Here is a 24,934-nt window from a genome sequence, read left to right as displayed (position 1 = left end):
TTACGCTGCCGCCACTGACGCGCTGCAGCTAGCCGCCGCCCCTGACCGGGGGCGATGGCCGTCGGAAGGTCCATCGACACCCGACACCCTCAGGAGTGCCCATGGCGCCCCGTCGCCCTGTCGTGCCCGCCCTACTTCTCCCGCTGCTGACCGCCACAGCCCTCGTCGGCTCGCCCGCCCCGGCCGCCGCCGCGACCATCTCCGCCGCGACTCACGCCGCCCCCGCGCATGCCACATCGGCGCGCGTCGCGACGTCCGGCCCCCGATTCGTCGACATCACCAGCGGCGACGTGGTGCTCAAGGCCAACGTCGTCACACCGACGGGTTCCGGCCGGTATCCCGCCCTGATCATGCCGTCCAGCTGGGGGCTCAACGACCTCGAATACGTCGCCCAGGCCATCAAGCTGGCGGAACGCGGCTACGTCGTGGTCTCGTACACTCCGCGTGGCTGGTGGTTCTCCGAGGGCGAGATCGACACGGCCGGTCCGAAGGACCTGGCCGACCTGTCGCGGATCATCGACTGGACCCTCGCCAACACCCCGGCCGACCCGGCGCGCGTCGGTGCCGCCGGCATCTCCTACGGCGCCGGCATCAGCGTCCTCGGCGCCGCCCACGACAAGCGCATCCGCGCCGTCGGGGTGATGAGCGGCTGGGCCGACATGGTGTCGGCGCTCTACGCCGACCAGACCCGGCACCGACAGGCCGGCGGGTTCCTCAAGATCGCCGCCGACACGCTGGGCAACCCCAGCGCGGAGCTGAGCGAATATCTCGACGACTTCGCGGCCAACCGCAACGTCGAAGGGGTCTCCGCCTGGGCCAAGACCCGATCACCGGCAACGTACGTCGACGCGCTCAACGCCAACGGCACCGCCGTACTGATCGCCAACGGCTGGGGTGACACGTTCTTCCCGCCCAACCAGATCGTGGACTTCTACCAGCGGCTCACCGTCCCCAAGCGCCTCGAACTGCGCCCCGGCGACCACGCGATCCCGGAGCTGACCGGCCTGATCGGCCTGAGCAACGAGGTGTGGACGAGCCTGTATCGGTGGTTCGACCTGCACCTGCGCGGCATCTCCGGCGGGGTCGACCTCCACCATCCGGTCTCGATCAAGCCCTACAACGCGGCCACCGAGAACTACGCCGACTGGCCGGCGGTCACCGACGACACCCGCCGCTACGGACTCGGCGCGATCCGCACCTGGGACGGCACCGGCCTGCTCGGCGGCGCCCCGTCCACCGGCTGGAGCAAGACCCTGCCGACTGACCGCGACACCACCGCCAACGGCGGCATCGCCATCATCACCAACGGCATCGCCGCGTTCACCGGCAAGCAGCCCTGGACCTGGCTGCCCACCGTGGACCGCTCCCGAGCCGGCGTCTGGGCCTCCGAACGGCCGTCCCAGACCCAGCGCATCCGCGGCATCCCGAAACTGCACCTCGACCTGACCGGCACCGAGCCCCAGGGCACGGTCGTGGCGTACCTCTACGACCTCGACCCGCTGGGCGGCGCCGGCCTGATCACCCACTCGCCGACCACCTGGCTGGACACCAAGGGCGGCGCCCGAACAGTTGACCTCAACCTCTCCGCGACCGCGTACGACCTGCCCGCCGGTCACTCGCTGACCCTGGTGATCGACACCGTGGACGGGCTGTACTACGACGAGAACGAGCCCCGAAAGTCGGTCACGGTCGCCGGCGGCTCCTACCTGGACGTGCCGCTCGGTTAGCGTGGGGTATGAGCTGGGATGCACCAATCTTCGACGAGCTGGCGCGGGCCCACGAGATCACCATCGTGGTGCCCGCGCCGGGCCACGAGCCGATCCGGGCACCGATCTGGATAGTCGCCGTCTGCGGCGATCTCTACATCCGCTCCTGGAAGGGCGACGCCGGCCGCTGGTTCCGCCGAGCCCGCCACCACGGCATAGGGACGATCTCCGCCGGCGCCGACGACCTGCCGGTCCGCTTCGTCCCCGCCGCCGACCCCGACCTCGACGCGGCGATCGACCGCGCCTACCTGGGCAAATACGGCGCCTCCCCGTACGCCGCGGCGATGATGCGGCCGCCGGCGTCCGAGACGACGCTCCGGGTGGAGCCGGCCGCCGACCGGTAGCAGGCCGGTCAGGCGGACCGGGCGGCGTATTTCAACGCGAGCATGCTTGCCCCGTCGGGCTCGGTCAGGGTGACGACGAACAGGTTGTCGAACTGGGTCTCGCCGATGACGGGCGGCGTCGGCACACCCAGCGCGGCGATCACCTCGGGCACGGTGTTGCTGTGACCGGCCACCACCACAACGTCGCCGAACTCCCCGGCGCGAACCTTGCGCGCGACGGTGGCCGGGGCCGGCATCTCCTGCCCGCTGATTCCGAGCACCTCGAGGAGCGGCCGCACCGTCTCCTTGGTGCGGGCCAACGATGACGTGAACACCGTCGTCACCCCGGCGGCGCCCGCGACGTGCGCGAGTGCCTCGGCCCGCTGGCGCCCAGCGTCGTTCAGCGACGGATCCGCCGTGAGCGGTGGAAGATCGATGTCCGCGTGCCGGACCAGCAGGATCGTGATCACGAGCCCTCCAGGTGAGCGCCGATGGGCCCTCGCCTGACGCTTTCAACAATCACGTCGACGGTCGAGTAGCAAGTCCCGTTTCGGACAGCTTGCCGTGCGTCCCTGGCTCCGGCCCCGCCGGGTGATGTCCTCGGCGGCCGCGACGAGCTCTGGCGCGAGCTTCGCGCGTGCGTCCAGCACTTCGATACCGACCAGGTGGCCGGTCTCGTCGAAGTCGATATCGATCATGCCGTCGACAGCGATCGGATCACACGATGACGCGAATTTTCCCAGGTCCAGCCGGCAACCCGGTCATTCTCTCGCCGTGAGTGCCAGCCGCGGGTCGGCTGCGGGCGTGGTGGGCAGGTCGCGGTGGTGCCGGAGGGGGCCGATGAGCTGGATCCCGGTGGAAAGGACGAGGGCGGTCGCCATGAGCCAGATGGCGGGCCGAAGTCCCAGGACGGTGCCGAGGAAGCCGCCGAGCAGCGCGCCGATCGGGATGGCGCCGTAGTTGATCAATTGCATGCTGGTGATGACGCGGCTGAGCAGATGCCTTGGTGTGTAGATCTGACGGAAGCTGTTCTTGATGATGTTGCTGGCGACGACTCCGGTGCTGACCGCTATGCCGCCGACCACGGCGAGGCTGAGGCGTGCGCCTGGCCCCGCCAGAGGCAGGAGCAGTGCGAACGGAGCGGTGCCGGTCTGGCAGATCAGCATGCCGCGGGCGGTTCCCAGGTGTCGGGCGACTGTGGTGGCGATGAGTGCGCCGATGACGCCGCCGGCGCCCATGGCCGCGACGATGACGCCGACGGTTCCGGGACTGATGCCGTTTTCCCTGACCAGGAAGGTGATCCAGATTGCCTGGTAGCCGATGAGGGCGAGGTTGGCGGCGGCGCCGAAGGCCGCCATGACGCGCAGGTAGGGGTCGTGGGCGAGGAATGTCAGGCCCTCGGTGATGTCTCGCAGGATCGCTGTGCGAGGGGCCGACGAGGATTCGCGCGGTTCTCGGTGGTTCATGGTGAGCAGGCAGGCGGCGGAGACGAGGAAGCTGAGCGCGTCGGCCAGCAGTCCGGCCACGGCGCCGAGGAGTTGGGCGATGAGGCCGGCCGCGCCTGGTCCGGCGACGTGCGCGACGGCCTCGCTGCCCTGCAGTTTGGCGTTGCCCTCGGTCAGCCGGGCGCCGTGGAGCAGCGATGGAAGGTAGACCTGGTAGGCGGTTTCGAAGAACACCGTCGTGGTGCCGGCGAGGAGGGCGACCACCAGGAGCTGCTCGATGGTCAGGGCGTGTAGCCATGCGGCCGTCGGCACGCTCACGAACAGCAGGAGGGCGATCACGTCGCAGGTGATCATCGTGGAACGCCGGGGAAGCCGGTCGACCCAGACCCCGACCGGAAGTCCGATCAGGAGCCAGGGCAGCCAGACCGCGGCCTGCAGGAGGGCGATCTGCATGGTGCTGGCGTCGAGAGTGCCGACGGCGACCAGGGGCAGGGCGACGGCGGTGATGGCACTACCGAATCGGCTGCTGCTCTGGCCGATCCACAGCAGCCGGAAGTCGCCGTGCCGCGACAGCCGTGCTGGGCTGGGCGATACGGTCCGCACCGTCATGGCTGTCCTGGCACCCCGTAGGCGAAGACAAACACCGTTTGGCGTTCGCCGTCGGACGGGGCCGGCTTGTGCCGCCAACGTTCGAGCAGTTCGTTGATCTCATCCCCGACCTGCCGTAGTTCGTCGGGCGTCAGCCGCAGCCAGTGATCCATCGCGAACGTCCGGTCGCGCCAGAAGGCCTTTTCCTCGTCGCCGGCGGCGAACCAGGTGCGGACCTGCTGGACGTGGTGATCGAGGTTGAGCGACTCGGCGGCGTCGGCGACGGCGGCCGTGGCGGGGTCGTCGCGGAAGTCACCGGATGACCATTGCAGGCTTCGCGAGACCAGCCGCCACCATCGTTCTCGCCGGTCCCGGGCGAGTTCCGGAGCCTCTTCGATGAGGGCGCAGTCGCCGAGCACGCGCAGATGGTGGCTGACATTGCCGATCGCCTGCCCGGTGACGGCCGCTAGTGAAGTGGCCGTGGACGGCCCGTGCACCTTCAGAACGTCCATCAGTCGACGACGGAGGGGGTGTGCCATGGCGGCGAGCACGCGCGAGTCGGTGATCTGGCGGACTTCGTCGGACGTCATGCCGCGATCATGACATGCACAAGAGATGTCGCACAACAGCTCTTGTGCATTGCGCGTCACGAGTGTGGCGGATCGGCACCCGGAGCGGCGGGGCATAATGCCGGAATGCCCGAGCTCACCGCTGATCAGGTACTGACCACCACCCGCTCCGTCCGCAAGCGACTGGACCTGTCGAGGGACGTGCCGCTCTCCCTCGTACGGGAATGTCTCGAAGTGGCTCTGCAGGCACCCAGCGGTTCGAACCGGCAGGCCTGGCACTGGATCGTCGTGACCGACCGGGACCGACGCGCCGCGCTCGGCGACCTCTACCGCAGGGCGGTGCGGGCATACCTGGAATCCGAGGGAGCGGCCGGCAAGTTGTTCGGTGACGACGATTCCCGTGCCCCGGTGCAACAAAGGGTGGGCGACAGCGTCGCCTATCTGGGAGACCACCTCGCCGACGTGCCCGTCCACGTGATCCCCTGTCTTCGCACCGGGCGCGAGAAGCTTCCGGAGGGCAATCAGGCCGGCCTGTGGGGATCGTTGCTGCCCGCCGCGTGGAGCTTCATGCTCGCGGCCCGCTCGCGCGGGTTGGGTACGGCGTGGACCACCCTGCATCTGGCTTACGAGCGCGAGGCCGCTGACATCCTCGGCATTCCCGCGGACGTACACCAGGGAGCGCTGATTCCCACCGCCTTCTACACGGGCGACACCTTCCGTCCGGCAGCGCGACAGCCACTCAGCGAGGTGCTGCACATCGACGGGTGGTGACCCTCAGCAGGAGGTTCTCGACGGGGGATCACGGCAGAATTTCGATGTACCCGTTGGTGCCGTGCACGCGGATCCGCTGGCCGTCGGGGATCAGCCGGGTGGCGTCCACCACGCCGACGACGGCCGGCAGTCCGTATTCCCGGGCGATCACCGCGCCGTGGGTCATCAGTCCTCCGACCTCCGTCACCAGGCCCGCGACGGCGACGAAGAGGGGTGTCCAACTGGGATCCGTGTGGGCCGTGACGAGGATGTCGCCCGGTTCGAGCTCGGCCCGTGCGAGGTCCAGAATGACGCGGGCCCGCCCTTCGACGGTCCCCGCGGAGACCGGCAGGCCGACCAGCGCGCCGGCCGGCAGATCGTCGCGCCGGTACGCTCCGGCGATGACCTCGCCGTCCGACGTGAGCACCCGGGGCGGCGTGAGGGCCTGATACGTCCTGAAGGCGTCCTTGCGCCGGCCGATGAGCTGGTCATCCACGCGCTGCGTGCGCACAACGTCGTAGAGCTCCTCGAACGCGAGGTCGAAGATGTCTTCCTTCTCCCTGAGGACGTGGGCCCGCACGAGGCGCTCGGCTTCCTCCATCAAGGCCCGCTTGTAGACGAAGTAGCGGCTGACCATGCCGTACTTCGGATACTCCCGGTACCCGATGAAGGTTCGTACCCGATCGATCTTGTGCTTTGTCTCCTCGGCCTTCTGCTCCCCGTCCGGAAGGGCCCGCAAGCGTTCCAAAAGCTCCTGTTCCTTCGCCCGGGCCTCCTGCCGCCCTTGTGCGAAGCGCCGCTCCCCGGCTCCCGGCGCGAAATTCTTGATATTTCCGAGGATCATGGGTACGAGCGTGGCGGGCCGTTCGCTCCACCGGGGCCGCGTGATGTCGATCTCGCCGACGCAGCGCATGCCGTACGTGTCGAGCCAGGCCTCGATGGCTTCCCGCGCTTCCCGCCCGCCGGCGAACCGGGGCAGCACGTCCAGGAAGCTGTCGTCCTCGACGTGCCGCAGAAACGCCACCACGTCCGGATGCGGGCGGATCACGTCGGCGACCTCCAGGAGCGCCAGCCCCATCTCCGACGTGACGTTGTGGGGCACGGACCGCGTGAGCGGATCGGCCGCGTTCTTCTCGCCCAGCCAGGCCTCGACCCGCTCGTTGAGCCACCACGTGGCCTCCATCGCCGACATGAACACCTGATGGCTCCGCGGATCGAACAAGATCCGCTTCAGCTCCTGGAGGTCCGCCCGGATGAAGTCGAGCAGCTCCTGCCCGGACTTCGCGCGGATGTCGCGTTTGGCGGCGGCGATGGACGCCTCGCCGCACGCGATCAGCTCGGTGACAACGGCCGGATCGGTCTCGATCGGGGCCGGCGTGCCGCCGGGCAGAGGTGAGGGGGGACCCGCGTCCGGCAGCGGCCGGATGAAGCCGTCGCGCTCGAGGACGGTCCGCAGCGCGTCCCCGGTCAGCGGATCGGATCTGCCCGCGAGTTCCAGGAAGGCGGCGCGGCTCGTCGGCGAGGCCAGCCGCTGAGTGACGTCGACGAACAGCCGCCCGCCGGCCTCGGCCATGGGCGCGGGGGTCGTCAGTTGCCAGAAGGACAGGCCCAGAGGCTTCATGGGGTCGGTCATCATCTGCTGATGGCCGACGGAGACATAGACGTGGTTCTCCTGGTCGCCGGCCTCGGGGATGGGGAACAGCGTGGTGATCGGCCGGCTCTGGACGATCTGGAAGCCGTCGTCGACCAGGCACCACTCGATGTCCTGCGGGCGGCCGAAGCGCGTTTCGATCCGCCGGCCGAGTTCGACGAGCCGCACGACCTGAGCGTCGGTCAACGCCGGCCGGTCCCGCAGTTCCGGGTCGAGCGCCTCCTCCCGCGTCCCGCCCGCCGGCGAGGCGTGCACGGCGACGTGCTTGGCGGCGATCGCCTTGGTGACGATCTGGCCGTCGCGCACCTGGTAGACATCCGGGTTCACCAGGCCGGACACCAGGGCCTCGCCGAGGCCGAAGCTGGCCTCCACCGAGGCGACCTTCCGGTGGGACGTAAGGGGATCGGCGGTGAACAGGATGCCGGCCGCCCGCGGGAAGAGCATCTCCTGCACGACCACCGCCAGGTGGACCGCACGGTGGTCGATGCCGTTGCGCATGCGGTAGATCACGGCCCGCTCGGTGAACAGCGAGGCCCAGCACCGGCTGATGTGCTGGAGGATCGCCGCCGACCCCACCACGTTCAGATACGTGTCCTGCTGGCCGGCGAAGGAGGCGGTCGGTAGGTCCTCCGCCGTCGCGCTGGACCGCACGGCGGCGGCGATCTTCCGGTCGGGTCGGCGCATTCCGGTGAGAGCGCGGTTGATCGCCGCCGCGAGATCGTCCGGGATGGCGGTTTCCTCGATGGTCCGGCGGGTCTCCGCGCTGAGCGTGCGGATCGCCTCCCGGTCGTCCGGGCCCAGGCGCGACAGCTCCTCGAGTCGATCGTCGATCGAGGGCGCCTCCGCCATGATCCGCCGGAAGGCGTCCGTCGTCACGCAGAAGCCGGGCGGCACGCGGATGCCCTCGATCCGCGACAGCGCCCCCAGGTGCGCGCCCTTGCCGCCCACGACCGCGACCCGCGTCTCGTCGACCCCCAGAGCCACCACGTACCGCTCGCTCATCGCGACACCTCCGGCAACCGTGCTCCATACGTACGTTAAGAGTGCGGCCTACAGCTGGTCGGGTGCGTCAATCCCGAGAAGGCCGAGGCCGGTACGCAGAGTGTCGCCGGCGAGGTGGCACAGGGCGAGCCGGTTGGCGCGTTGTGCCGGCTCAGCGCGCAGGACCGGGCAGAGTTCGTAGAAGGTCGTGAGGGTCTGGGCCAGGCGGTAGAGGTAGCCGGAGAGCCGGTGCGGTTCGTAGCCCGCGGTGACCTCGTGGAGGGTATCGGCGAAGGCGTCGAGATCGAGGATGAGTGACCGTTCGGCCGGCTCGAGCGCGGCGGTGACGTCGATGGTCGGTCGGCCGCCACCGGCCCTGGCGAGGATGGAACGGACCCGGGCATGGGCGTACTGCAGGTAGACGCCGGTGTTGCCGGTCAGGGCGAGCATCCGCTGCGGGTCGTAGGTGTAGTCGCGGGTGCGGCTGGTGGCCAGGTCGGCGTACTTGAGGGCGCCGATGCCGACCTGCCTGGCCCGCTGGTCCAGTGCCGGACCGGGCAGATCGGGGTTCTTGCCGGCGACGACGGCACGGGCCTGGGTCACGGCTTCGGTGATCAGGTCGGCCAGGCGGACGGTCTGACCCGCGCGGGTCTTGAACGGCTTCCCGTCGGGGCCCAGCACGGTGCCGAAGGCGACGTGGACGGCGTCGACGGTCCCGGGGAGCCAGCCGGCCCGCCGGGCGGTGGCGAAGACCATCCGGAAGTGCAGGGCCTGCCGGGCGTCCACCACGTAGAGAATCCGGTCGGCGTGCAGGTCGGTGACGCGCTGGCCCAGAGCGGCCAGGTCGGTCGCGGCGTATCCGTAGCCGCCGTCGCTCTTGCGGACGATGAGCGGGGTGGGTTCGCCGTCGGGTCCACGAAGGTCATCGAAGAACACGCACAGCGCGCCGTCGCTGTTCACCGCCACCGCGGACCGCGTCAGTTCGTCGGCGACCTCGGCCAGCGCCGGGTTGTAGGCGCTCTCGCCGACCGCGTCGGCCGGCGTGAGCCGCACGCCGAGCTGGTCGTAGATGTCGGTGAAGTAGCGGGTGGACTCCGCGACGATGTCCCGCCAGGCGTCGATGGTCTCCGGGTCGCCGGCTTGCAGGGCGACGACCCGCTGGCGGGCACGGTCGGCGAACGCCGGGTCGGCGTCGAACGCGGCGCGTGCCGTCCGGTAGAGCGCGGCGAGCCGGCTCATCGTCGCGATCTCGTCGCCGTCGGCCGGCGCGACGGGGTGCTCGAGTTGGTACTGGATGAGCATCCCGAACTGCGTTCCCCAGTCGCCGATGTGGTTACGCCGGATCACCGAGCCGCCGAGGTGTTCGAGAATCCGGACGAGCGCGTCGCCGATGATCGTGGAGCGCAGGTGCCCGACGTGCATCTCCTTGGCGATGTTGGGCTGCGAGTAGTCGATCACCGTGGTGACGCCGGTTTCCGGGGTGTCGACGCCGAGACGGGGGTCGGCCAGGCGCGCGGCGACCTGCCTCCACAGAGCGGCGTCGCTCAGGGTGAGGTTCACGAACCCCGGCCCGGCGACCCGCGCCGACGCCAGCTCGCCGTCCGCCGGCAGCGCCGAGATCAGGTCGGTGGCGAGGTCGCGTGGGTTGCGCCGCATGCTCTTGGCCACCGTCAGCACGCCGTCCGCCTGGAAGTCGGCGTGGTCCGACCGTCGGATGTGCGCGGCGAACTCCGTCACACCTAGGGCCTTGTCGGCGGCATCGGCCACCGTGCGAGACAACATGGCGGCAAGAGAGGGCACAGGCACGGGTACTCCCGGATCGGGGCGGCATAGATCAGGACGGACAGCCGCGTAGCTGCCGATGGCAGGGGCGGGCTTGAAACAGCGGAATCGCGGAAGCGCGGTCGGCGACTATCGTCGTCGCGGGCGCGAGGGGCGGACGGTGTGAGCCACCGTGTCCATGTCCACCACCTCGGCGCGGGGCCGCGAGAGAACGCGGCCGATTGCCCGGCATCCTACGCCGACCGCCCGACATGCCTTTGAGACGGGTGAAATATTCGCCCAACCGTCGACCGTTGTTCGCGTGCGTCTTACCCTGACTGACTCGGACAGCACCCGGCGAAGGGGAGCGCGATGACCGGTACGACGCTCGACGTCGACACCAGTTCCGACGGCAGCCTGATCATCCAGCCCCACGGCGCTCTTCGTGCCGAAGACGCCGTTGACCTGCGCCGTGTCATCGTGCACGCCGTGCGGCACGTTCGCCCGCGACGGTTGATTCTCGACCTGAGCGACCTGCGTGACGTCGATCCGATCAACCTCGGCACCCTCGCCGCCGCCTGTCATCTCGGCGATGACCAGTGTGTCGACGTGTTCCTCGACAACTCCTCCGTCGCCCTCGCGGACCAGCTCACCGCCGCCGGCGTGGACGCCCACCACCTGCGGCGTGTGGGAATCCGCCACGCCGCCTAGCGAGGTGCCGGCAGCCGGGGGCCGTCGCCGTCGGACCTCGTGGACAGACCCCTGATTGCCTCGCGCTCGACGAGCAAGGGCAGGAAGTCGCGGATCGGCGCGTGCTCGTAACGCCGGTAGATCTCGTGGACGTATTCCGCGACCGCCGCGCCGCGCGGGTACGGTTCTGCTCGTTGCGGCCGTGCTGGGCGGAGGGTGTTCATGGGATCGGAACGGTCCGTCGGTGCGGGCCTCGGGCTGGCGTTGCTGTCCGCGGCCACCTTCGGCACCTCCGGCACCTTCGCGCGGTCGCTGATCGACGCCGGATGGTCGGCCGACGCCGCGGTGGCCGCGCGGGTGGGGGTCGCGGCGCTGATTCTGGCCGTGCCCGCCCTGCTGGCGTTGCGGGGGCGGTGGTCCGTGGCGGGTCGCTCGCTGGGCGATGTCGGCCTGTTCGGCCTGCTGGCCGTCGCTGGCGCGCAGGTCGGGTTCTTCAACGCCGTACGGTATCTGCCGGTCGGGGTCGCCCTGCTGCTGGAGTATTCCGGGATTGTGCTGGTCGTGCTCTGGATGTGGGTCCGGCATGGCGAGCGACCGCGCGGGTTGACCGTCGCGGGCGCCGCGGCCGCGGTCGTCGGGCTGGCGCTGGTGCTCGACATCGGCGGTGGTGGAGCCGAGATCGATCCGCTGGGTGTGGTGTGGGGGCTGGTGGCGGCGGTCGGGCTGGCCGCCTACTTCGTGCTGTCGGCGCGGGTGGATCCGCGGCTGCCGTCGATCGCGCTGGCCTGCGGCGGCATGGCCTTCGGTGCGATCGTTCTGGTTCTTCTGGGTACGGTCGGCGCCATGCCGATGCGTGCCACGTTCGGCACGGTCGTCCTGGCCGGCCACACCACGAGCTGGATGGTGCCGATCGCCGGCCTGGTGCTGCTGGCCGCGGTCGTCGCCTATGTCACCGGTATCGCCGCCGCTCGGGTGCTCGGCGCGGCGCTGTCGTCGTTCGCGGGGTTGACCGAGGTGTTGTTCGCGGTGGTGATCGCCTGGCTGGTGCTCGGTGAGCTGCCGAGCGCGACGCAGGCCGTCGGGGGCGCGTTCATCGTCTCCGGCATCGCGCTGGTCCGCCTCGATCAGCTCCGTCACCCCGCCCGGCCGCCGGGCGACGACGACCCGGCGGCGACCTCCTCCCTGGCCCGACAGCAACGCTGAGCAGGGTCAGAGGTCGTGCCACGGACCCGCCACCGCGGCCGCGTCCAGCGATGGCCGGCGGGCCGACGCGGGAACCGGACTCTCTAGCGGACTCCAGGTCAGCTCGCGTCCCCGCGACCCACCGACGCCGGCCCGCGCGCGAACCGGAGGGATCCAGATGGGCGGCGGACCCCACCAGATGATCCGTTCGCCGTCGGGTGCCCGCGCCGGCCGCGTGTCCGCCGGAGGCAGGGCGACCGCGTTGGTCGCCGGTGCGGTCGCCAGCAGGACCGCCGCCCCCACGGTGACCAGGCCGGCTACCGCCGCCGCCAGGTGCCATCCGGGTCGGACCGTGTCGCCGAACAGCGCCAGCGCCACCGCGGACGGTGCCACGACCTCGGCGGTCCAGTGCACCGCCGTCACCGGCCCGACCTGGCCTTTCTGCAGGGCGTGGGCGTAGAGCATCATGCCGGTGACGGCGAAGGTCAGCAGCGCCAGCAGGAGCGGCTCGGTGAGCAGGTCCCGGGCCGCCGGCAGGGAGCGACCGGTCAGGGCGGCGCCGCCGAGGCACAGACCGCCCAGCGCGGCGACCACCCCGGGCCGGCAGGTTCGGGCCGCGCCCCAGCCGATCAGCGCCAGGGCGCCGGCCGCCGAGCACAGCCAGAGGCGGACCTGGGCCGGCGCCACGTCGTGCTGTGGTCCGGCCGACAGGGCCAGGGTGGCCAGCGCGGCGACGCAGACCACGACGGCGGCGACGTCGCGGCGGCGCAGCCGGGATTTCAGGACGAACCGGGCGGCGATGACGGTGACCGCCAGTGAGCCGGCCAGGATCGACTCGACCAGATACACGGCCAGTTCGCGGAGGGCGATCATCGAGCCCACCCAGGCGAGTACGTCGCAGCCGATGCCGAGCAGATACAACGGGTGGCCGAGGGTGCGGACCGTGCCGGCGCTGCGCCGGGCGGCGACGGCTTGCAGGATCGAGGCGGCGCCGTAGCTCAGCGCCCCGAACACGGTGATGCCGAGCGCGACCCAGCCCGCGGTGGTCATTCGCCGATCCGCAGGACGGTCACGGTGTTGTCGGCACCGTTCGAGACGTACGCCAGGCGGCCGTCCGGCGAGACGGCGATGCTCCGGGGGCTGCCGCCGACCCCGACGGTCGCGGTCGTGGCGCCGGTGAAGCCGTCCAGCACGGTCACCGAGTTGTCGCCCTCGTTGACCACGTACGCGTGCCTGCCGTCGCCGGCGAAGGCGACGGCCTGGGGCTTGTCGCCGACCGGGAGCGGTCCGGTGCGCCGCAGGGTCTGTGCGTCGATGAGGTCGGCGGTGGCCGCCTCGTAGCCGGCGACCAGGACCCTCTTCCCGTCCGGGGACACGGCGACGCTGTGTGGGGCGCGGCTCACCGGTATCGATCGCAACACCCGGGCCGTGGGCATGTCGATGACCGTGACCGCGTTCGACTCGTGGTTGGCGGTGAAGGCGCGTCGCAGGCCGGCGGAGAAGGCGACCGCGTGCGGGTTCGCCGGCACGCTCACCCGTCCGTCGGCGCGCTGCGTGCCACCGGCGGCGTACATCTCGACCCGGCCGCTGCTGTGGATCGGCACCCACAGGCGGTCGTCCGGGCCGACGGCCAGTGTGAACGGCTGTACGCCGGTGGCCAGGTAGCGGACGATCTGGCGGTTCGCGGTGTCGACGACGGCTACGCCGCTGCCGCTCATGTCCTTCTCGTACATGGAGACGAAGACGAGGCGGCCGTCGCGGGAGGTGGTGACGAAGCGGGGCGTGTTGCGCAGCCGTACGGAGGTCGTCCGCCGGGAGGCCGCGTCGATCACGGTCAGGATGCGGGAGTTCTGGTTGGCGACGTACACCGTGCGGCCGTCCGGGGAGACGGCGACGCCTTCCGGCTCGGCTCCCACCTGGATCGTGCCCACGGCGGTCGGTTTGCGGACGCTCACCGCGCGCAGCGCGACCGGCTGTTTCGCGACGGCCGCCGGCGCGGGTGCGGCTCTCACCGGAGCGGATGCCGCCGTGGTCAGCGGCCGGGGAATGAGCGCGGGCGAGGGCAGGGGCGCGGCCACCGGCGCCCGGCCGCCGGGTCTCGCGGCCAGCGCCACGGCGGCCGCCGCGCCGCCGAGCAGCACGAGGGCCGTGAGTCCGGCGATCACCAGCGTGCCGCCGGTGCGCCGGCGTTCCGGTGGGGCGAGCACGGTCACCCGCGTGGCGGGGTAGGCGCCGATTCCCGCCTCCGCCTCGAGCTGTTCCCGCAGGACGTCGCGCGGCGTCGGTTCCGGCGTGGAGATCTGGCCGGTCACGCGGACGTCGGCCCAGCCGGCCGGGCCGCGTACGGTGACGGACCCGTCGAGCCAGTCCGACATCGGCCGCCATTCGATGCGCAGGCGGTGGCCGGCGAGCGTGGCCCGCAGGCCGGGGCCGGCGGCGGTCACGGTGGCCGCGGCGACGGCGAGCGGGGGACCGTCGACCAGGACCTCCGAGACCAGCGGCGGCGTCTGTGCTGGGACCTGGCCGAAGTCCACGCGGTCCGGGCTGACGCGGACCGCCGTCCGGCCCAGGGCCGTGGCCGCCGCCGCGGCGACGCTGCGGCTGTCGTCCTCGGTCAGTCGGTGCAGGGCGAGCCGCGCGGCGGCCGCCACGGTGAGGTCGGCGTTCGTGGCGAGTTGCGCCAGCTCGCCGACGCCCAGGAGGCGGGCGTCCCGGCTCGGGCTGGCGATCTCGGCCCGGACATGCGGTGGCAGGTCGTAGTCACTCATAGTGCCCCCTCGATCAGCATGCAGTGACTGGAGGGGTCAGCGGAACCCGTGGGGCCAAATTGGCATCTTCGGCGCCGCGCGGCGAGGCTCAGGTCGGCGACGCCATGGTCGATGGAGGAAGCGATCCCGACGGAAGGAGCTGCTGATGCCCCGGCCTTGCGCCACGGCACCGGCTTGGCTCGTGCACGCCACCTTCCTCGCCGCGCTTGCCGTCGTCGCAACGGCGTACCCGCTGGCCGGACCGGCCCTGCGCCCGTCGGTCTCCATGCTGGTCATCGCCCTGCCGATCGTCACGTTCCTGGCCGCGCTCGCCAACGGCAACCTGCCGGACCGCCGCCCGTGGCTCCTGGCCGTCGCCGGGCTCGTGCTGCTCTTCGTCATCCAGGTGTGCTGGCCGACCTGGATCGAGGACCTCGGCCGGGCCGAGGGAACCCTGACCGACCTGACCCGGTCGAGCGCGCACACCCTGTTCCTGGTCGGCACCGCCGTGGCGGTACGCCGGCGGGCGAGCGCCGACCCGGGCGGCATGATCGACGCCGCCCTGTTCGGGCTCTGCGCCGGTGGACCCCTGTGGGAGTGGGTGCTCCGACCGCACCTGCCCGGCGACGCGTCAGCGGGAGGACAGCTGTTGCTGCTGGCCGACGTCCTGGTGCTGTGCGCCGTGGCGGGTTGCCTGCTGCGGATCGGCATGATGGCGGCGGCGGGGCGCGGCACCCTCGGTTACCTGATGGCAACCGCCGTTCTCACCCTCGCCGCGACGGTGACCTCGGCGTTGGCGCCGGGCGGCAGCGGCGTCTGGAGTGCCGAACTCATGCTGGCGGCCTTCCTGGCCATCGCCGCCGCGCCACTGCATCCCGGGGCGGCCGCGGTGACCGTGCCGCCGCCCGTCGTGGACCGCACCGTCCGCAAGCAGCGGCTCTGGTGGCTCGCCGTCTCGCTGAGCGCCAACCCCGTCATCGCGGCGGTTCAGGCGATCAGGGACGAGGGTTCGTCGAGCCTGCTGCTTCCGGTCGGGACGCTGCTGGTCGTACCCCTGGTGCTCCTGCGGATCCGGTTGCTGTCCGCCCAGCGGGACCAGGCCGAGCGGACCCTGGCCTACCACGCCACGCACGATGAGTTGACCGCCTTGCGCAACCGCCGGCACATCACCGCCGAGATCGACCGGGCCCTGGCCGACCTGGACTCCGGCGCCCTCGACGAGGTGACGATCATGCTGTGCGACCTGGACGGCTTCAAGCCCGTCAACGACCGGTACGGGCATCCGGCCGGCGACGCCGTGCTCAGGGCCGTCGCCGCCCGGCTTACCGGCGTCGTCCGCCACGCCGACCTGGTGGGGCGGCTCGGCGGCGACGAGTTCCTCATCCTGTGCCGGGGCAGCGCGGGTCTGGACCCGGTCGCGCTCACCGCTCGGATCGCCGACACGGTACGAGCGCCGATCCCGGTGCCGGGAGCCGTGGTGTCGGTGGGCGTGACGACCGGCGTGGCCCAGGCCCGGCCCGGCGAGACCGTCGACCGGGAGACACTGATCGGTCGGGCGGACACCGCCATGTACGCCGGCAAGGCCGAACGGGCCGCGACGTACAGCTGACCCGGGCGCCGTCAGCGGCGGAAGCGGTCCGAGACCAGCCGCAGCTGATGGGACAGGTGGGCGAGCTCGATCGCGGCGGACTCGGTCTGGTTCGCCGCCTCGTGGGTCAGCGAGGTCGTGCCCGAGACCCGCCCGATGGAACCCGCGACGGCCGCGGCGGACCGCTCGGCGACGTCGACGTTGGCGACGATCCGGCTGGTGGCGCTGATCTGGGCGTCGACCGCGGAGGAGATGGAGCGCTGCAGCTCGTCGATGCGGTCGATGACCTGGCTGATCCGGCTGATCGCCTCGAACGCGCCGGCCGTGTCCGCCTGCATCGCCGTCACCTTGGCGGAGATGTCTCCGGTCGCCGACGCGGTCTCCCGGGAGAGGTCCTTGACCTCGCCCGCCACGACCGCGAAGCCCTTGCCCTGCTCGCCGGCGCGCGCCGCCTCGATGGTGGCGTTGAGCGCGAGCAGGTTGGTCTGCTCGGCGATCGCCGTGATGATGTTGACGACGGCCGAGACCTCGTCGCTCGAGCTGCGCAGCCGCTCGATCATGCGGTTGGTGTTGACGGCCAGGTCCACCGCCTCGCGGGCCACCGCGTCGGCCTCGCCGACCGCGGCGGTGATGTCCTGAATGGAGGTGTCGAGGCCGCGCGCCGCATCGGTGGTCTGCCCGACGCTCGTGGTCACCTGGTCGATGTCCCGGCTCGCCTCGGCGGCCTCCGACGACGCCGTGCCCGCGCCCTCGGACAGGTGGCGGCTGGTCGCCGTCAACTCCTCCGAGGCGGCCGCGACGGAGGTCGCGTTGTTGCCGATGTCGGTGAGGGCGGTCCGCAACGAGGTGGTGATGCGCTTGAGGCTCTCGCTGAGCTCGGCGAGCTCGTCGCTGCCGCCCAGGGTGGCGTCGTTGGTGAGGTCGTAGTCGGCGATGGACTGGGCGGTGGCGAGGCAGTAGTCCACCCGGCGGGCGATCCGGCGGGCGAGCAGCAGCGCCGCGCCGCCCAGCACGAGGGCCGCGAGCAGGCCGGTGACCAGCGTCGCCGCCTCCGCCCGCCGGGCCAGCGTGGTGGCGTCCTTGCCGGACTGCGTGACCCGTTCGGTGATCGCCGTCTTGAGTGCGCCGATGGTCTCGGCGACCTTGGCGTCCACCGCGTCCATCGCGGGTCGGGCGGCGAGAGCCCCCGTCCGCTTGGGGTCGGAGGCGACCCGGCTGGCCAGGGTCACGATCCGCTGCCCGGAGGCGATCAGCTCGTCGAGGACCGGGAGGACCGCGTCGGCCTGCGGACGCAGCTCCGGCACGTACCTGATGACGTCGTCGAGTCCGCTGCGGGCCTGGCTCACGTTCTGACCGAGCTTGTCGAGCACTTCCTGGCGTTCGGTCGCATCGTTGGTGACCAGCGCGGCGAGCACGTTGCCCCGGAAGAGGGCCCGCGCCAGGTCCGCCGACTGCACCGCCTGCAGCGCGGATGCGGCATTGCGGACGGTCTGCTGCTGGTCGGCGAGCGCGGACGTACCGGTGAACCCGATAACGCCGGCCGTGATGACGAGCAGGAAGCCGACCACTGCGAGAGCCGCGATCTGGCGCCGGATGGAGAACGTCACGGTTACCTCCTCGGACCCACGGTATGGCCAATCCCCGCATTCGGTGGCCGCTTCGGCTCAGTTCGGTTCGCGGCCGACCGAAGAGGGGCTCATGAGGCGACGCATCGTTTCCCTGCTTCTCACCGGGCTCGTTCTGGGCGCGAGCGTGGCGGGCTGCGGCGGCGGATCGGACGCCGGCAAGGCCGTCGACCGCCTCGCCGAGGCCAAGGCCGCGCTGCCCCAGGACGTCAAGGCGGCGGGCGCGCTGATCGGCGGCACCGACCCGACCTTCGAGCCGATGACGTTCAAGGACGGTGACACCTTCACCGGCCTGGACGTGCAGCTGGCCGAGGCGATCGCCGCGAAGCTCGGTCTGACCGTCAAGTGGCAGGCCATAGGCTTCGGCGAGCTGCTCGACCAGGTCGAGGGCCACAAGATCGACTTCTCGATCTCCTCGATGTTCGACCGCGCCGAGCGCCAGAAGAAGGCCGACTTCGTGAACTACCTCAACGCCGGCACCTCCATCGTGGTGGGCAAGGGCGTCGGAGACATCGGCGGCATGCCCGGCCTCTGCGGGCGCCGCGTCGCCGTGCAGCCCGACACCGTCTACGTCGACATGGCCGTCGCCCAGGCCGCCAAGTGCGGCGCCAAGAAGGCCATCCTCGTCAAGAGCAACACCCCGTCGGCCACGGTGGCGAAGAAGGGCGCCGACGCCGCCCTGAACGACTTCCCGATCGCCGCCCTGGACGTGCAGAAGGACGGCAGCCTCGAGCTCTCCGGACCGCAGATCGAGGCCATTCCGTACGGCATCGGCATCGCGAAGGACCGACCGGAGCTCACCAGGGCGATCCAGACGGCCCTCTACTCGATGATCAACGACGGGTCCTACGACGCGCTGCTCACCAAGTGGAAGGTCACCGAGGGGGCCCTGCGTACGGGCGCCATCAACGGCGGCGCCTGAGCTGCTGGCTTGCCCTTTGTACGCTGCGCGCGATGCGCGCCGTCGATGCGATTTTGATCCTCCTGGTCCTGGCCTCCGCCGTGTGCGGCTTCCGCCGGGGCCTGCTGTTCGGCGCGCTGTGTCTCACCGGCCTCTGCGTCGGCGCCCTGCTGGGTGTGCGGGCCGGTCCGACGATCGCCGCCCCGTTCGTCGGCGTCGCGCGGGGCGTGGTGTCCGTGGTGACCATCCTCGGGTCGGCCGCGCTGGGGCGGTTTCTCGCCGCCCGATACGGCATGCGGTGGCGCGACTGCGTCCGGAACCACCCGCTGCGCCGCGCGGACGAGGCGGGTGGCGCGGTCGTGTCAGCGGTCGCCGTGCTGGTCCTCGCTGCGCTCATGGTCGTGCCCCTGAGGGCGTCGTCGCCGTGGCTCGACCGCGAGCTGCGGGCGAGCGCCATCCTCGCCGGCACGGGCGCGCTGATGCCCGGCCCGGTCCGGGCGCTCTCCGCCGATCTCGCCCGGGCGGTCGACGCCGATGGCCTCCCCGCGATGTTCCACGGGCTGCGTCACCGCGCGGAACAGGTCGACGCCCCCGACCCGACCCTCGCCGACGCCTCGGTCGTCGCCGCCTCGCGGCGCTCGGTGGTCAAGATCCGTGCCACCCAGCCCCGGACCACGCACTGCGCCCGCGGTGCGGTCGGATCGGGATTCGTGTACGCCTCCGAGCGCGTCCTGACCAACGCCCACGTGGTCGCCGGCTCCCGGAACGTCCGGGTCCGGACCGGACGCGAGGAGCTCGAGGCCACGGTGGTCGCCTTCGACCCGCGGCGCGACATCGCCGTGCTGCGCGTCCCCGGACTCGTCTCGCCGGTCCTGCCGTTCACCGACGAGCCCGTGGGAACCGGTGCCGACGCGGTCGTGTTGGGCTTTCCGCTCGACGGGCCGTACGACGCCCAGCCGGCCCGGATCGGCGGCGTGGGCCGCGTCGAGGGGCCGGACATCTACGGCGCCGGCGCGGTGGACCGGGAGATGTACGCCGTCAGGACCCTCATCCGAGGCGGCAACTCCGGAGGCCCGCTGGTCGCGCCGGACGGGCAGGTTCTCGGCGTCGTGTTCGCCGTGGCCGACGAGGACCCCGGCACCGGCTTCGCCCTCACCACCGCCGAGATAGCGCAGGTCGCGGAGCTGGGTGCCGCCCGCGCCGAGCCGGTCGACACCGGCCCGTGCCGCCGGCGTTGACAATCATCGATAGCTGCGATGGGGTGGCTGTTCAGGGACCGACCGGGGTCCAGTCGGGGAACTTGGCGGTGCGGTGATCGCCGGACGAGCGGCCGCGCACCCGCCGGTGGAGCCAGGGGAGCACGTGTTGCCGGTAGTAACGGGCCTCGCCGAGCAGGCGGCGGCTCTCGGCCCGACCCGGGTCGACGATGTGGGCGGCGGTGGGGTAGCCCATCGCGGTGAGGATCAGGCCGGCCGCGCGCTGATGGCCGGCGGCGTTGAGATGGAGCCGGTCGGGTGACCAGTAACCGGCCCGGCGGATCTCGGTGTCGTGGAAGACGTTCGCGAAATCGAGGCCGTGGCGGGCCGCCAGCGCCTCGAGCTCCGCGGTGAGCAGATCACCGCGGCGTCGCATGACACCGCCGAACGGGATCCGCTCGGACGGGTCCGCGCCGCTGATCAGCACCAGGCGCACCCCGGCCTCGGCGCAGCGCAGCACGGCACGCTCGGTGAGGTCGATGAGGCGCGACATGTCGCGGCCCGGGCGCATCATGTCGTTGCCGCCACCGTTGAGCGTGATCAGCGTCGGTGCCGGGGTGAGGGACAGCGCCGCGTCGAGCTGCTCGGTGATGATGGGCTCGAGCAGGCGCCCGCGGATCGCCAGGTTGGCGTACTCGACGGGTTCGTCGCTCGCGACGGCCAGGCCGGCGGCGACCCGGTCCGCCCATCCGCGCACCGACCCGTCCGGCAGCTCGTCGCCGAGCCCCTCGGTGAAGCTGTCCCCGATCGCCACGTATCGCATCTGCGCCAGCCTATCCAGAAGGTGATGCCGGACCATGACCTCCCGCCGCGTCCTTGTGGCCACCGTCACGGCGTTCGCCGCCGTCGCCAGCGCCGTCGCCCTCCGGCGCCGGGCGGTCTCCGGCGTGCCGCCCGAGCTGCGACACCCGGTCCTCTACCTGCCGCTGCACGTCACCAACGCGGCGACCCTCGCCGTCGGCCGGCGGCTGACCTTCCCCGGCGCTCGCATCCGGCCCGATGTCCGCGTCGAGCGACTGACCGTGCCCGCCGACCGGCACTCACCGGCCGTCGACGTGGTCACCTATCGGCGCGCGACGGGCACCCACCGCGGGGCCGCCCTCATCTGGATCCACGGCGGTGGCACGGTGCTCGGCACGCCGGCGATGGGCAACGCCTGGTGCGGCCGCGTCGCCGCCGAGTTGGACGTGCTCGTCGTCAGCGTGGACTACCGGCTGGCGCCGGAACATCCCTTCCCGGCCGGTCTGGACGACTGCTACCGGGTGCTGCGCTGGCTGCACGAGGAAGCCGCGAACCTCGGCCTCGACCCGGCCCGGATCGCGGTCGGCGGTGACAGCGCCGGCGGCGGCCTGGCGGCGACCCTGGCCCAACGGGCCAGGGACACCGGCGTGCCGGTCCGGTTCCAGCTCCTGGTCTATCCGATGCTGGATGACCGTACGGTGCTGCGCCCCGGCCCGGACCGGCCGGTGTTCACGTGGACGCCCCCGTCCAACCGCTTCGGCTGGACGGCGTATCTGGGCCACCCGCCGCGAGAACACGAGGACCGCCCCTACGCCGCCGCGGCTCGCCGCGCCGACCTCACCGGCCTGGCACCCGCCTGGATCGGGGTGGGTGACCTCGACCTGTTCCACCGCGAGGACGTCGACTACGCCGGCCGCCTACGTGAGGCGGGCGTCGCCTGCGAGCTTCTGGTCGTCCCGGGCATGTACCACGGCGCCGACACGCTCTTCGACGGCCGGGAACGCAGGATGACCGCATTCCGCACCGGCATGCTGAATGCCCTGCGGGCGGCACTCACCGAAAGCTGATCCGCCGGTCGGGTGGGCGCCTATCGCGGAATCGCGGTCCGGACGATCACCACCCGCTCCGCGTCACGCTCGTCGTGGAAACCCTGCGCGAGGTAGAGCCAGTCGCCGTGCACGGCGATCATGTCGGCGTATCCGGCCACCGTGGCGACCCGGCCGTCCGGCGTGACCCGCAGCACCTCCTCCTCGGCCTGCTTCCAGCGGTCCCTGCGGGCCTCGTCAAGTACGGCCTGCTGGGTGTCGTTCGCGGCGCCTTCCCACTCGAACGAGTCCGGCAGCCGGCGGTCCTTTCCGATCCATCCGTTCGTCAGGTAGAGGTCGCCGTTCGCGGCGGCCACCAGGCTGGCGTTGTCGGCACCGCGATACGGCTCGGAGTTGCCGCGGATCACGATTGGCATCCGCGCGGCCGGCCCGCGGTCCTTCCACGGGCCCTGCCACTCGGCCTCGGGTTCGGTGCCGTTATCGTCGGCGAAGTCGCCGATGACTGCGTGGGCGGTGCCGTCCGGCTTGACCCGGACGACGCCGCGTCCGGTGACCGCCGCGTAGAGGCCGCCGTCCGGAGCGGTCGCGAGCGAAGCCTGGGCAAGTGAGTCGACCGCTAGGTCGGTGCCCCGGATCCCATCCGCGAAGCCCTTCTTCAGGCTGGCGGAGCGGCCGTCCGGCGCGCGGCCGAGGACGGTGCGGAGCTTGCCGTCGCTGACCGTGCGGACGAGCTGGAACGTGCTCCCGTTGAAGTGGCTTTCGACGATGGACAACCGGTCGTCGGCGGAGACTGCGACGCCCTTCAAAGAGGGGCTGTAGGTCTTCTTCACCGGGACGCCGTTCGAGGCCGGGGATCCCGGCTCGAGATAGGTCGCACGGTCCGCCTCGAACCGGCGGACCGTGCGGCCGTCCGGTTCGATCCGCAGCACGCTACTCCCGGTACTGACGTAGACGCTGCCGCCCGGACCGGTGGCCAACCCGCTGACGCCGCGCAGGTCCGGCACCGCGACGCGGGAGAGCTGCCCGTCGCGGACCGTCCACAGGGAGTGGTCGCTGCCCTGGCGGGTCAGCACCCGCAGTGCCGCGGTGTCGTCCACCGCCAGGCCGACGAGCCGGCCACTGATGGCCGCGTCCGCGGCCGACGCGCCCGAGCCGGTGCCGGCCCCGGCCACCACCTCGATCCGCTGGCCCGGCCCGAACGCCAGGGTGTCGCCCGGCAGGACGACCACGAGCAGCATGGCGGCGGCCGCCGCGCCCCAGTACCGGCCGTGGTGGGTGACCTTCGCGGCCGAGCCGGACAGCAGCCAGGGACCGAGCCAGGCGCCCCCCGCGGCCGCCCCGATCGCCGCCGGGATCGCCATCAACGGGTGCGGCCACCACGAGCCCATGTGCGGTGCCAGCACCGCGCCGACCCGCGAGGCCACGAGGACCGGTGCGGCACAGATCACCGCTCCGGCGAGCCGGGCGGGCCATTCCTGCCACGCCCACCACGGGGCAAGCGCCGCGATGACCGTCCCGGCGACCAACCCGCCGATCAACCCGCACCCGATCCCGAAGAGCAGGCCGATCGGCAGGACCAGCGGTAGCTGGACGAAGGTCTTCAACCGGTCGCCGGGCGGCACTTCCATGAGCCCAGCCGTGCCGAGGAACACCAGACTGGTCAGCATTCCGGCCAGCGCGCCGATGCCGAGGCCGCCGGCCACGGTCCGGCCGAAGGCTCCGAAGGCCGCGCTCGCCCGGCCGGGCCGCTGGGGTACGTCGATAGCATCCACCGCCATGACTCGCACGATAGGCGATCATCGAAACCCTTCCGGCCACCGATCCGCCCCGCTCGGCCGATCAAGATCCGCCGAACTCGGCAAATCGGCATCCATCCAGCCCAGTCGACCGGCGTCCGCCGCCGGCCGCGCGCCCATCGGGCCCACGGTCAGCCCCAAGATGCGATGCCGGGCCCCCATCCGGGCCGCCTATCGTGCCCTGTCCTGATCTTTCTAGGTTTACGGGAAATCACCTCATGCGACGCATCATTCTGGCCGCCACCACGGGCGCGCTGCTCTTGACCGCCTCCGCCTGCGGCGACACGAAGTCCGACACCGACACCGCCGCCGCCCCGGCGACGCCCACGGTGACCGCGTCGGCCAGCCCGACGGCCGACTACACCGAGGACACCGAAAAGGTCTGCGGCAAGATCAAGAAGATCGTCGTCGGCAAGAATATGAAGACCTTCGCCGAGGAACTGGCCAAGTACACGGTCTTCAAGGAGGCCAACGCGACCGCCGAGGCGAAGAAGGCCCGCGTCGGGGCCGAGGAGGGGCTGAAGGACCTCGGCAAGGCGCTGAACGACGCCACAGCCGAGGCGAAGGACCCGGAGCTCAAGGCGGCCGGCGAGGAGACCCTGCGGAGCATGACCAGCACCGCCGAGGACGACGCCTGGTTCAAGAAGCTCAAGACGGAGAAGGACCTCGACAAGGCGCTCGAGACCGGCATCACCGAGTGGCTCACGCCGCTGGACAACTTCTGCGGCTGAGCTGAACGCGCCGCCGCCCCCGGCGGCGCGTTCGCACTTGTCGCGCGCTCACCGGTTTCTTACCGGTCGGCGGCGGTCGCCCCGGTCGCGGTGTTCCCGGGGTCCGGGGCGGACCGTCTTGTACGTGACCAGCGGAACGGTGCTGGCTACGGCTGTCCCAGAGCGGCCCGGCCCCTCTGCACACACCCTGGAGGGCCGGGCCGGTACGCAGGCCGGATCTTGCGGTCTAGGCCGTGTTTCGGAATGGTCGAAGCCACTGGTTGATGACGGCGATGGTGACGGTGGCTTCGTAGCGGACGGCGAGCTTGTCGAACCTGGTGGCCATCGCTCTGTGCTGTTTGAGCTGGTTGATGCCGCATTCCACGGCATGACGTAGCCGGTACACCTGCGAGTCGAAGGTGGGCGGCCGCCCACCTTTGGACCCCTTTGCCTTGCGGTTGGCGTCCTGGTCAGCCTTGCTCGGGATGCACACCCGGATCCGACGGCGACGGGCGTATCCGCGGTTGCCCCGGCTGGTGTACGCCTTGTCCGCCAGCAGCAGATCCGGACGGGACCGTGGCCGGCCGCCACCGACCCGGTACACCTTGATCCGTTCGAGGACCGTGATGAGTTGCGGGCTGTCACCGCGCTGGCCCGCGGTGATTACCAGCGATAGCGTCTTACGGCCCTGCTCACAGGCCAGATGCGTCTTCGTGGTGAACCCACCACGAGAGCGTCCCAGACCGTGATCGTCGGGCTCGGTCTGCACGCCGCCGGGCGGTTCCTTCTGCAGATGACCGTCTCGGCGAGCGCCTGCA

General features: G+C 71.4%; 23 protein-coding genes. 10 read left to right on the top strand and 13 right to left on the bottom strand.

The genetic code is table 11. The features are described 5' to 3' along the window. Positions 1–101 precede the first annotated feature (101 nt). A complete protein-coding gene (locus AB0M36_RS29740; protein ID WP_364164003.1) occupies positions 102–1,727 on the top strand; it encodes a CocE/NonD family hydrolase in 1,626 nt (541 codons plus the stop codon). An 8-nt stretch (positions 1,728–1,735) separates the two neighbouring features. Continuing rightward, positions 1,736–2,110, top strand: a complete 375-nt coding sequence (locus AB0M36_RS29735; RefSeq protein WP_364164000.1) for a DUF2255 family protein — start codon at positions 1,736–1,738, stop codon at positions 2,108–2,110. Between the two features lie 8 nt (positions 2,111–2,118). On the opposite strand, the gene AB0M36_RS29730 is transcribed toward AB0M36_RS29735, so the two are convergent. The 4 genes from AB0M36_RS29730 to AB0M36_RS29715 form a co-directional block, all read right to left on the bottom strand. After that, positions 2,119–2,559 carry a histidine phosphatase family protein gene (locus tag AB0M36_RS29730; RefSeq protein WP_364163997.1) on the bottom strand — a complete coding sequence of 147 codons (441 nt, stop codon included), beginning with the start codon at positions 2,557–2,559 and terminating at the stop codon, positions 2,119–2,121. A 42-nt stretch (positions 2,560–2,601) separates the two neighbouring features. Next, positions 2,602–2,787, bottom strand: a complete 186-nt coding sequence (locus AB0M36_RS29725) for a DUF2283 domain-containing protein (protein WP_364163995.1) — start codon at positions 2,785–2,787, stop codon at positions 2,602–2,604. Positions 2,788–2,850: 63 nt separating this feature from the next. Beyond that, a complete protein-coding gene (locus tag AB0M36_RS29720; RefSeq protein WP_364163992.1) occupies positions 2,851–4,143 on the bottom strand; it encodes an MFS transporter in 1,293 nt (430 codons plus the stop codon). After that, positions 4,140–4,712: a helix-turn-helix domain-containing protein gene (locus AB0M36_RS29715; protein WP_364163989.1), complete on the bottom strand. Its 573-nt coding sequence runs from the start codon at positions 4,710–4,712 to the stop codon at positions 4,140–4,142. The genes AB0M36_RS29720 and AB0M36_RS29715 overlap by 4 nt, the downstream gene beginning before the upstream one ends. A gap of 105 nt (positions 4,713–4,817) precedes the next feature. Between AB0M36_RS29715 and AB0M36_RS29710 the strand changes: the two genes are divergently transcribed. After that, positions 4,818–5,462, top strand: coding sequence for a nitroreductase family protein (locus tag AB0M36_RS29710; RefSeq protein WP_364163986.1), 645 nt, complete (start codon positions 4,818–4,820; stop codon positions 5,460–5,462). Positions 5,463–5,490: 28 nt separating this feature from the next. Here the strand turns inward: AB0M36_RS29710 and rph are convergent, their stop codons facing one another. Together rph and argS are read right to left on the bottom strand one after the other, a co-directional pair. Next, positions 5,491–8,094 (bottom strand): rifamycin-inactivating phosphotransferase, encoded by a 2,604-nt coding sequence (rph, locus tag AB0M36_RS29705; RefSeq protein WP_364163983.1) that lies wholly within the window; start codon positions 8,092–8,094, stop codon positions 5,491–5,493. Between the two features lie 48 nt (positions 8,095–8,142). Continuing rightward, a complete protein-coding gene (gene argS / locus AB0M36_RS29700; protein WP_364163980.1) occupies positions 8,143–9,879 on the bottom strand; it encodes an arginine--tRNA ligase in 1,737 nt (578 codons plus the stop codon). A 327-nt stretch (positions 9,880–10,206) separates the two neighbouring features. Here argS and AB0M36_RS29695 point away from each other — a divergent pair, with 327 nt between their 5' ends. Continuing rightward, positions 10,207–10,545, top strand: a complete 339-nt coding sequence (locus tag AB0M36_RS29695) for an STAS domain-containing protein (RefSeq protein ID WP_364163973.1) — start codon at positions 10,207–10,209, stop codon at positions 10,543–10,545. Here the strand turns inward: AB0M36_RS29695 and AB0M36_RS29690 are convergent. After that, positions 10,542–10,748, bottom strand: a complete 207-nt coding sequence (locus AB0M36_RS29690) for a three-helix bundle dimerization domain-containing protein (protein ID WP_364163971.1) — start codon at positions 10,746–10,748, stop codon at positions 10,542–10,544. The two genes, AB0M36_RS29695 and AB0M36_RS29690, sit on opposite strands and share 4 nt — an antisense overlap. Here AB0M36_RS29690 and AB0M36_RS29685 point away from each other — a divergent pair. Next, the gene (locus AB0M36_RS29685; RefSeq protein WP_364163968.1) at positions 10,747–11,727 is read left to right on the top strand and encodes a DMT family transporter; all 981 of its coding nucleotides are present in this window, start codon (positions 10,747–10,749) and stop codon (positions 11,725–11,727) included. The genes AB0M36_RS29690 and AB0M36_RS29685 overlap by 2 nt on opposite strands. Before the next feature lie 6 nt (positions 11,728–11,733). Here the strand turns inward: AB0M36_RS29685 and AB0M36_RS29680 are convergent, their stop codons facing one another. Then, on the bottom strand, positions 11,734–12,756 hold the full coding sequence (locus AB0M36_RS29680; RefSeq protein WP_364163965.1) for a hypothetical protein: 1,023 nt from the start codon (positions 12,754–12,756) through the stop codon (positions 11,734–11,736). Then, positions 12,753–14,474: a YncE family protein gene (locus AB0M36_RS29675; protein ID WP_364163962.1), complete on the bottom strand. Its 1,722-nt coding sequence runs from the start codon at positions 14,472–14,474 to the stop codon at positions 12,753–12,755. The genes AB0M36_RS29680 and AB0M36_RS29675 overlap by 4 nt, the downstream gene beginning before the upstream one ends. A 145-nt stretch (positions 14,475–14,619) precedes the next feature. Between AB0M36_RS29675 and AB0M36_RS29670 the strand changes: the two genes are divergently transcribed. Next, positions 14,620–16,062, top strand: coding sequence for a GGDEF domain-containing protein (locus tag AB0M36_RS29670; protein WP_364163959.1), 1,443 nt, complete (start codon positions 14,620–14,622; stop codon positions 16,060–16,062). 11 nt (positions 16,063–16,073) lie between these two features. Here the strand turns inward: AB0M36_RS29670 and AB0M36_RS29665 are convergent, their stop codons facing one another. Next, a complete protein-coding gene (locus AB0M36_RS29665) occupies positions 16,074–17,648 on the bottom strand; it encodes a methyl-accepting chemotaxis protein (RefSeq protein WP_364163956.1) in 1,575 nt (524 codons plus the stop codon). Positions 17,649–17,739: 91 nt separating this feature from the next. On the opposite strand from AB0M36_RS29665, the gene AB0M36_RS29660 reads away from it, so the two are divergent. After that, entirely contained in the window at positions 17,740–18,588 is an 849-nt protein-coding gene (locus AB0M36_RS29660; RefSeq protein WP_364163953.1) for a transporter substrate-binding domain-containing protein, read from the top strand. 32 nt (positions 18,589–18,620) lie between these two features. After that, positions 18,621–19,805 carry a MarP family serine protease gene (locus AB0M36_RS29655; RefSeq protein ID WP_364163951.1) on the top strand — a complete coding sequence of 395 codons (1,185 nt, stop codon included), beginning with the start codon at positions 18,621–18,623 and terminating at the stop codon, positions 19,803–19,805. Between the two features lie 31 nt (positions 19,806–19,836). On the opposite strand, the gene AB0M36_RS29650 is transcribed toward AB0M36_RS29655, so the two are convergent. After that, positions 19,837–20,586, bottom strand: a complete 750-nt coding sequence (locus AB0M36_RS29650; RefSeq protein ID WP_364163948.1) for an SGNH/GDSL hydrolase family protein — start codon at positions 20,584–20,586, stop codon at positions 19,837–19,839. Positions 20,587–20,620: 34 nt separating this feature from the next. Here AB0M36_RS29650 and AB0M36_RS29645 point away from each other — a divergent pair, with 34 nt between their 5' ends. Beyond that, positions 20,621–21,631: an alpha/beta hydrolase gene (locus AB0M36_RS29645; protein ID WP_364163945.1), complete on the top strand. Its 1,011-nt coding sequence runs from the start codon at positions 20,621–20,623 to the stop codon at positions 21,629–21,631. A gap of 20 nt (positions 21,632–21,651) precedes the next feature. Here AB0M36_RS29645 and AB0M36_RS29640 read toward each other — a convergent pair whose 3' ends face one another. Then, entirely contained in the window at positions 21,652–23,388 is a 1,737-nt protein-coding gene (locus tag AB0M36_RS29640; RefSeq protein ID WP_364163943.1) for a hypothetical protein, read from the bottom strand. A gap of 236 nt (positions 23,389–23,624) precedes the next feature. Here AB0M36_RS29640 and AB0M36_RS29635 point away from each other — a divergent pair, with 236 nt between their 5' ends. Further along, the gene (locus AB0M36_RS29635) at positions 23,625–24,137 is read left to right on the top strand and encodes a hypothetical protein (protein ID WP_364163941.1); all 513 of its coding nucleotides are present in this window, start codon (positions 23,625–23,627) and stop codon (positions 24,135–24,137) included. Between the two features lie 226 nt (positions 24,138–24,363). On the opposite strand, the gene AB0M36_RS29630 is transcribed toward AB0M36_RS29635, so the two are convergent. Continuing rightward, the coding region (locus AB0M36_RS29630) for an IS5 family transposase (RefSeq protein ID WP_364163938.1) at positions 24,364–24,934 on the bottom strand (571 nt) is incomplete at its 5' end.

It is taken from the genome of Actinoplanes sp. NPDC051346 (genome assembly GCF_040682215.1).
Lineage (GTDB): Bacteria > Actinomycetota > Actinomycetes > Mycobacteriales > Micromonosporaceae > Actinoplanes.
The sequence above is the reverse complement of the archived record's forward strand: the minus strand, read 5'-3'. Positions and strand labels throughout refer to the sequence as shown.

What these genes read in the sequence shown, in the direction of transcription:
- AB0M36_RS29740 (WP_364164003.1), top strand. Translation starts at nt 102, where the DNA reads ATGGCGCCCCGTCGCCCTGTCGTGCCCGCCCTACTTCTCCCGCTGCTG.
- AB0M36_RS29735 (WP_364164000.1), top strand. Translation starts at nt 1,736, where the DNA reads ATGAGCTGGGATGCACCAATCTTCGACGAGCTGGCGCGGGCCCACGAG.
- AB0M36_RS29725 (WP_364163995.1), bottom strand. Translation starts at nt 2,787, where the DNA reads ATGATCGATATCGACTTCGACGAGACCGGCCACCTGGTCGGTATCGAA.
- AB0M36_RS29720 (WP_364163992.1), bottom strand. Translation starts at nt 4,143, where the DNA reads ATGACGGTGCGGACCGTATCGCCCAGCCCAGCACGGCTGTCGCGGCAC.
- AB0M36_RS29715 (WP_364163989.1), bottom strand. Translation starts at nt 4,712, where the DNA reads ATGACGTCCGACGAAGTCCGCCAGATCACCGACTCGCGCGTGCTCGCC.
- AB0M36_RS29710 (WP_364163986.1), top strand. Translation starts at nt 4,818, where the DNA reads ATGCCCGAGCTCACCGCTGATCAGGTACTGACCACCACCCGCTCCGTC.
- rph (WP_364163983.1), bottom strand. Translation starts at nt 8,094, where the DNA reads ATGAGCGAGCGGTACGTGGTGGCTCTGGGGGTCGACGAGACGCGGGTC.
- AB0M36_RS29695 (WP_364163973.1), top strand. Translation starts at nt 10,207, where the DNA reads ATGACCGGTACGACGCTCGACGTCGACACCAGTTCCGACGGCAGCCTG.
- AB0M36_RS29685 (WP_364163968.1), top strand. Translation starts at nt 10,747, where the DNA reads ATGGGATCGGAACGGTCCGTCGGTGCGGGCCTCGGGCTGGCGTTGCTG.
- AB0M36_RS29690 (WP_364163971.1), bottom strand. Translation starts at nt 10,748, where the DNA reads ATGAACACCCTCCGCCCAGCACGGCCGCAACGAGCAGAACCGTACCCG.
- AB0M36_RS29680 (WP_364163965.1), bottom strand. Translation starts at nt 12,756, where the DNA reads ATGACCACCGCGGGCTGGGTCGCGCTCGGCATCACCGTGTTCGGGGCG.
- AB0M36_RS29675 (WP_364163962.1), bottom strand. Translation starts at nt 14,474, where the DNA reads ATGAGTGACTACGACCTGCCACCGCATGTCCGGGCCGAGATCGCCAGC.
- AB0M36_RS29670 (WP_364163959.1), top strand. Translation starts at nt 14,620, where the DNA reads ATGCCCCGGCCTTGCGCCACGGCACCGGCTTGGCTCGTGCACGCCACC.
- AB0M36_RS29660 (WP_364163953.1), top strand. Translation starts at nt 17,740, where the DNA reads ATGAGGCGACGCATCGTTTCCCTGCTTCTCACCGGGCTCGTTCTGGGC.
- AB0M36_RS29655 (WP_364163951.1), top strand. Translation starts at nt 18,621, where the DNA reads ATGCGCGCCGTCGATGCGATTTTGATCCTCCTGGTCCTGGCCTCCGCC.
- AB0M36_RS29650 (WP_364163948.1), bottom strand. Translation starts at nt 20,586, where the DNA reads ATGCGATACGTGGCGATCGGGGACAGCTTCACCGAGGGGCTCGGCGAC.
- AB0M36_RS29645 (WP_364163945.1), top strand. Translation starts at nt 20,621, where the DNA reads ATGACCTCCCGCCGCGTCCTTGTGGCCACCGTCACGGCGTTCGCCGCC.
- AB0M36_RS29640 (WP_364163943.1), bottom strand. Translation starts at nt 23,388, where the DNA reads ATGGCGGTGGATGCTATCGACGTACCCCAGCGGCCCGGCCGGGCGAGC.
- AB0M36_RS29635 (WP_364163941.1), top strand. Translation starts at nt 23,625, where the DNA reads ATGCGACGCATCATTCTGGCCGCCACCACGGGCGCGCTGCTCTTGACC.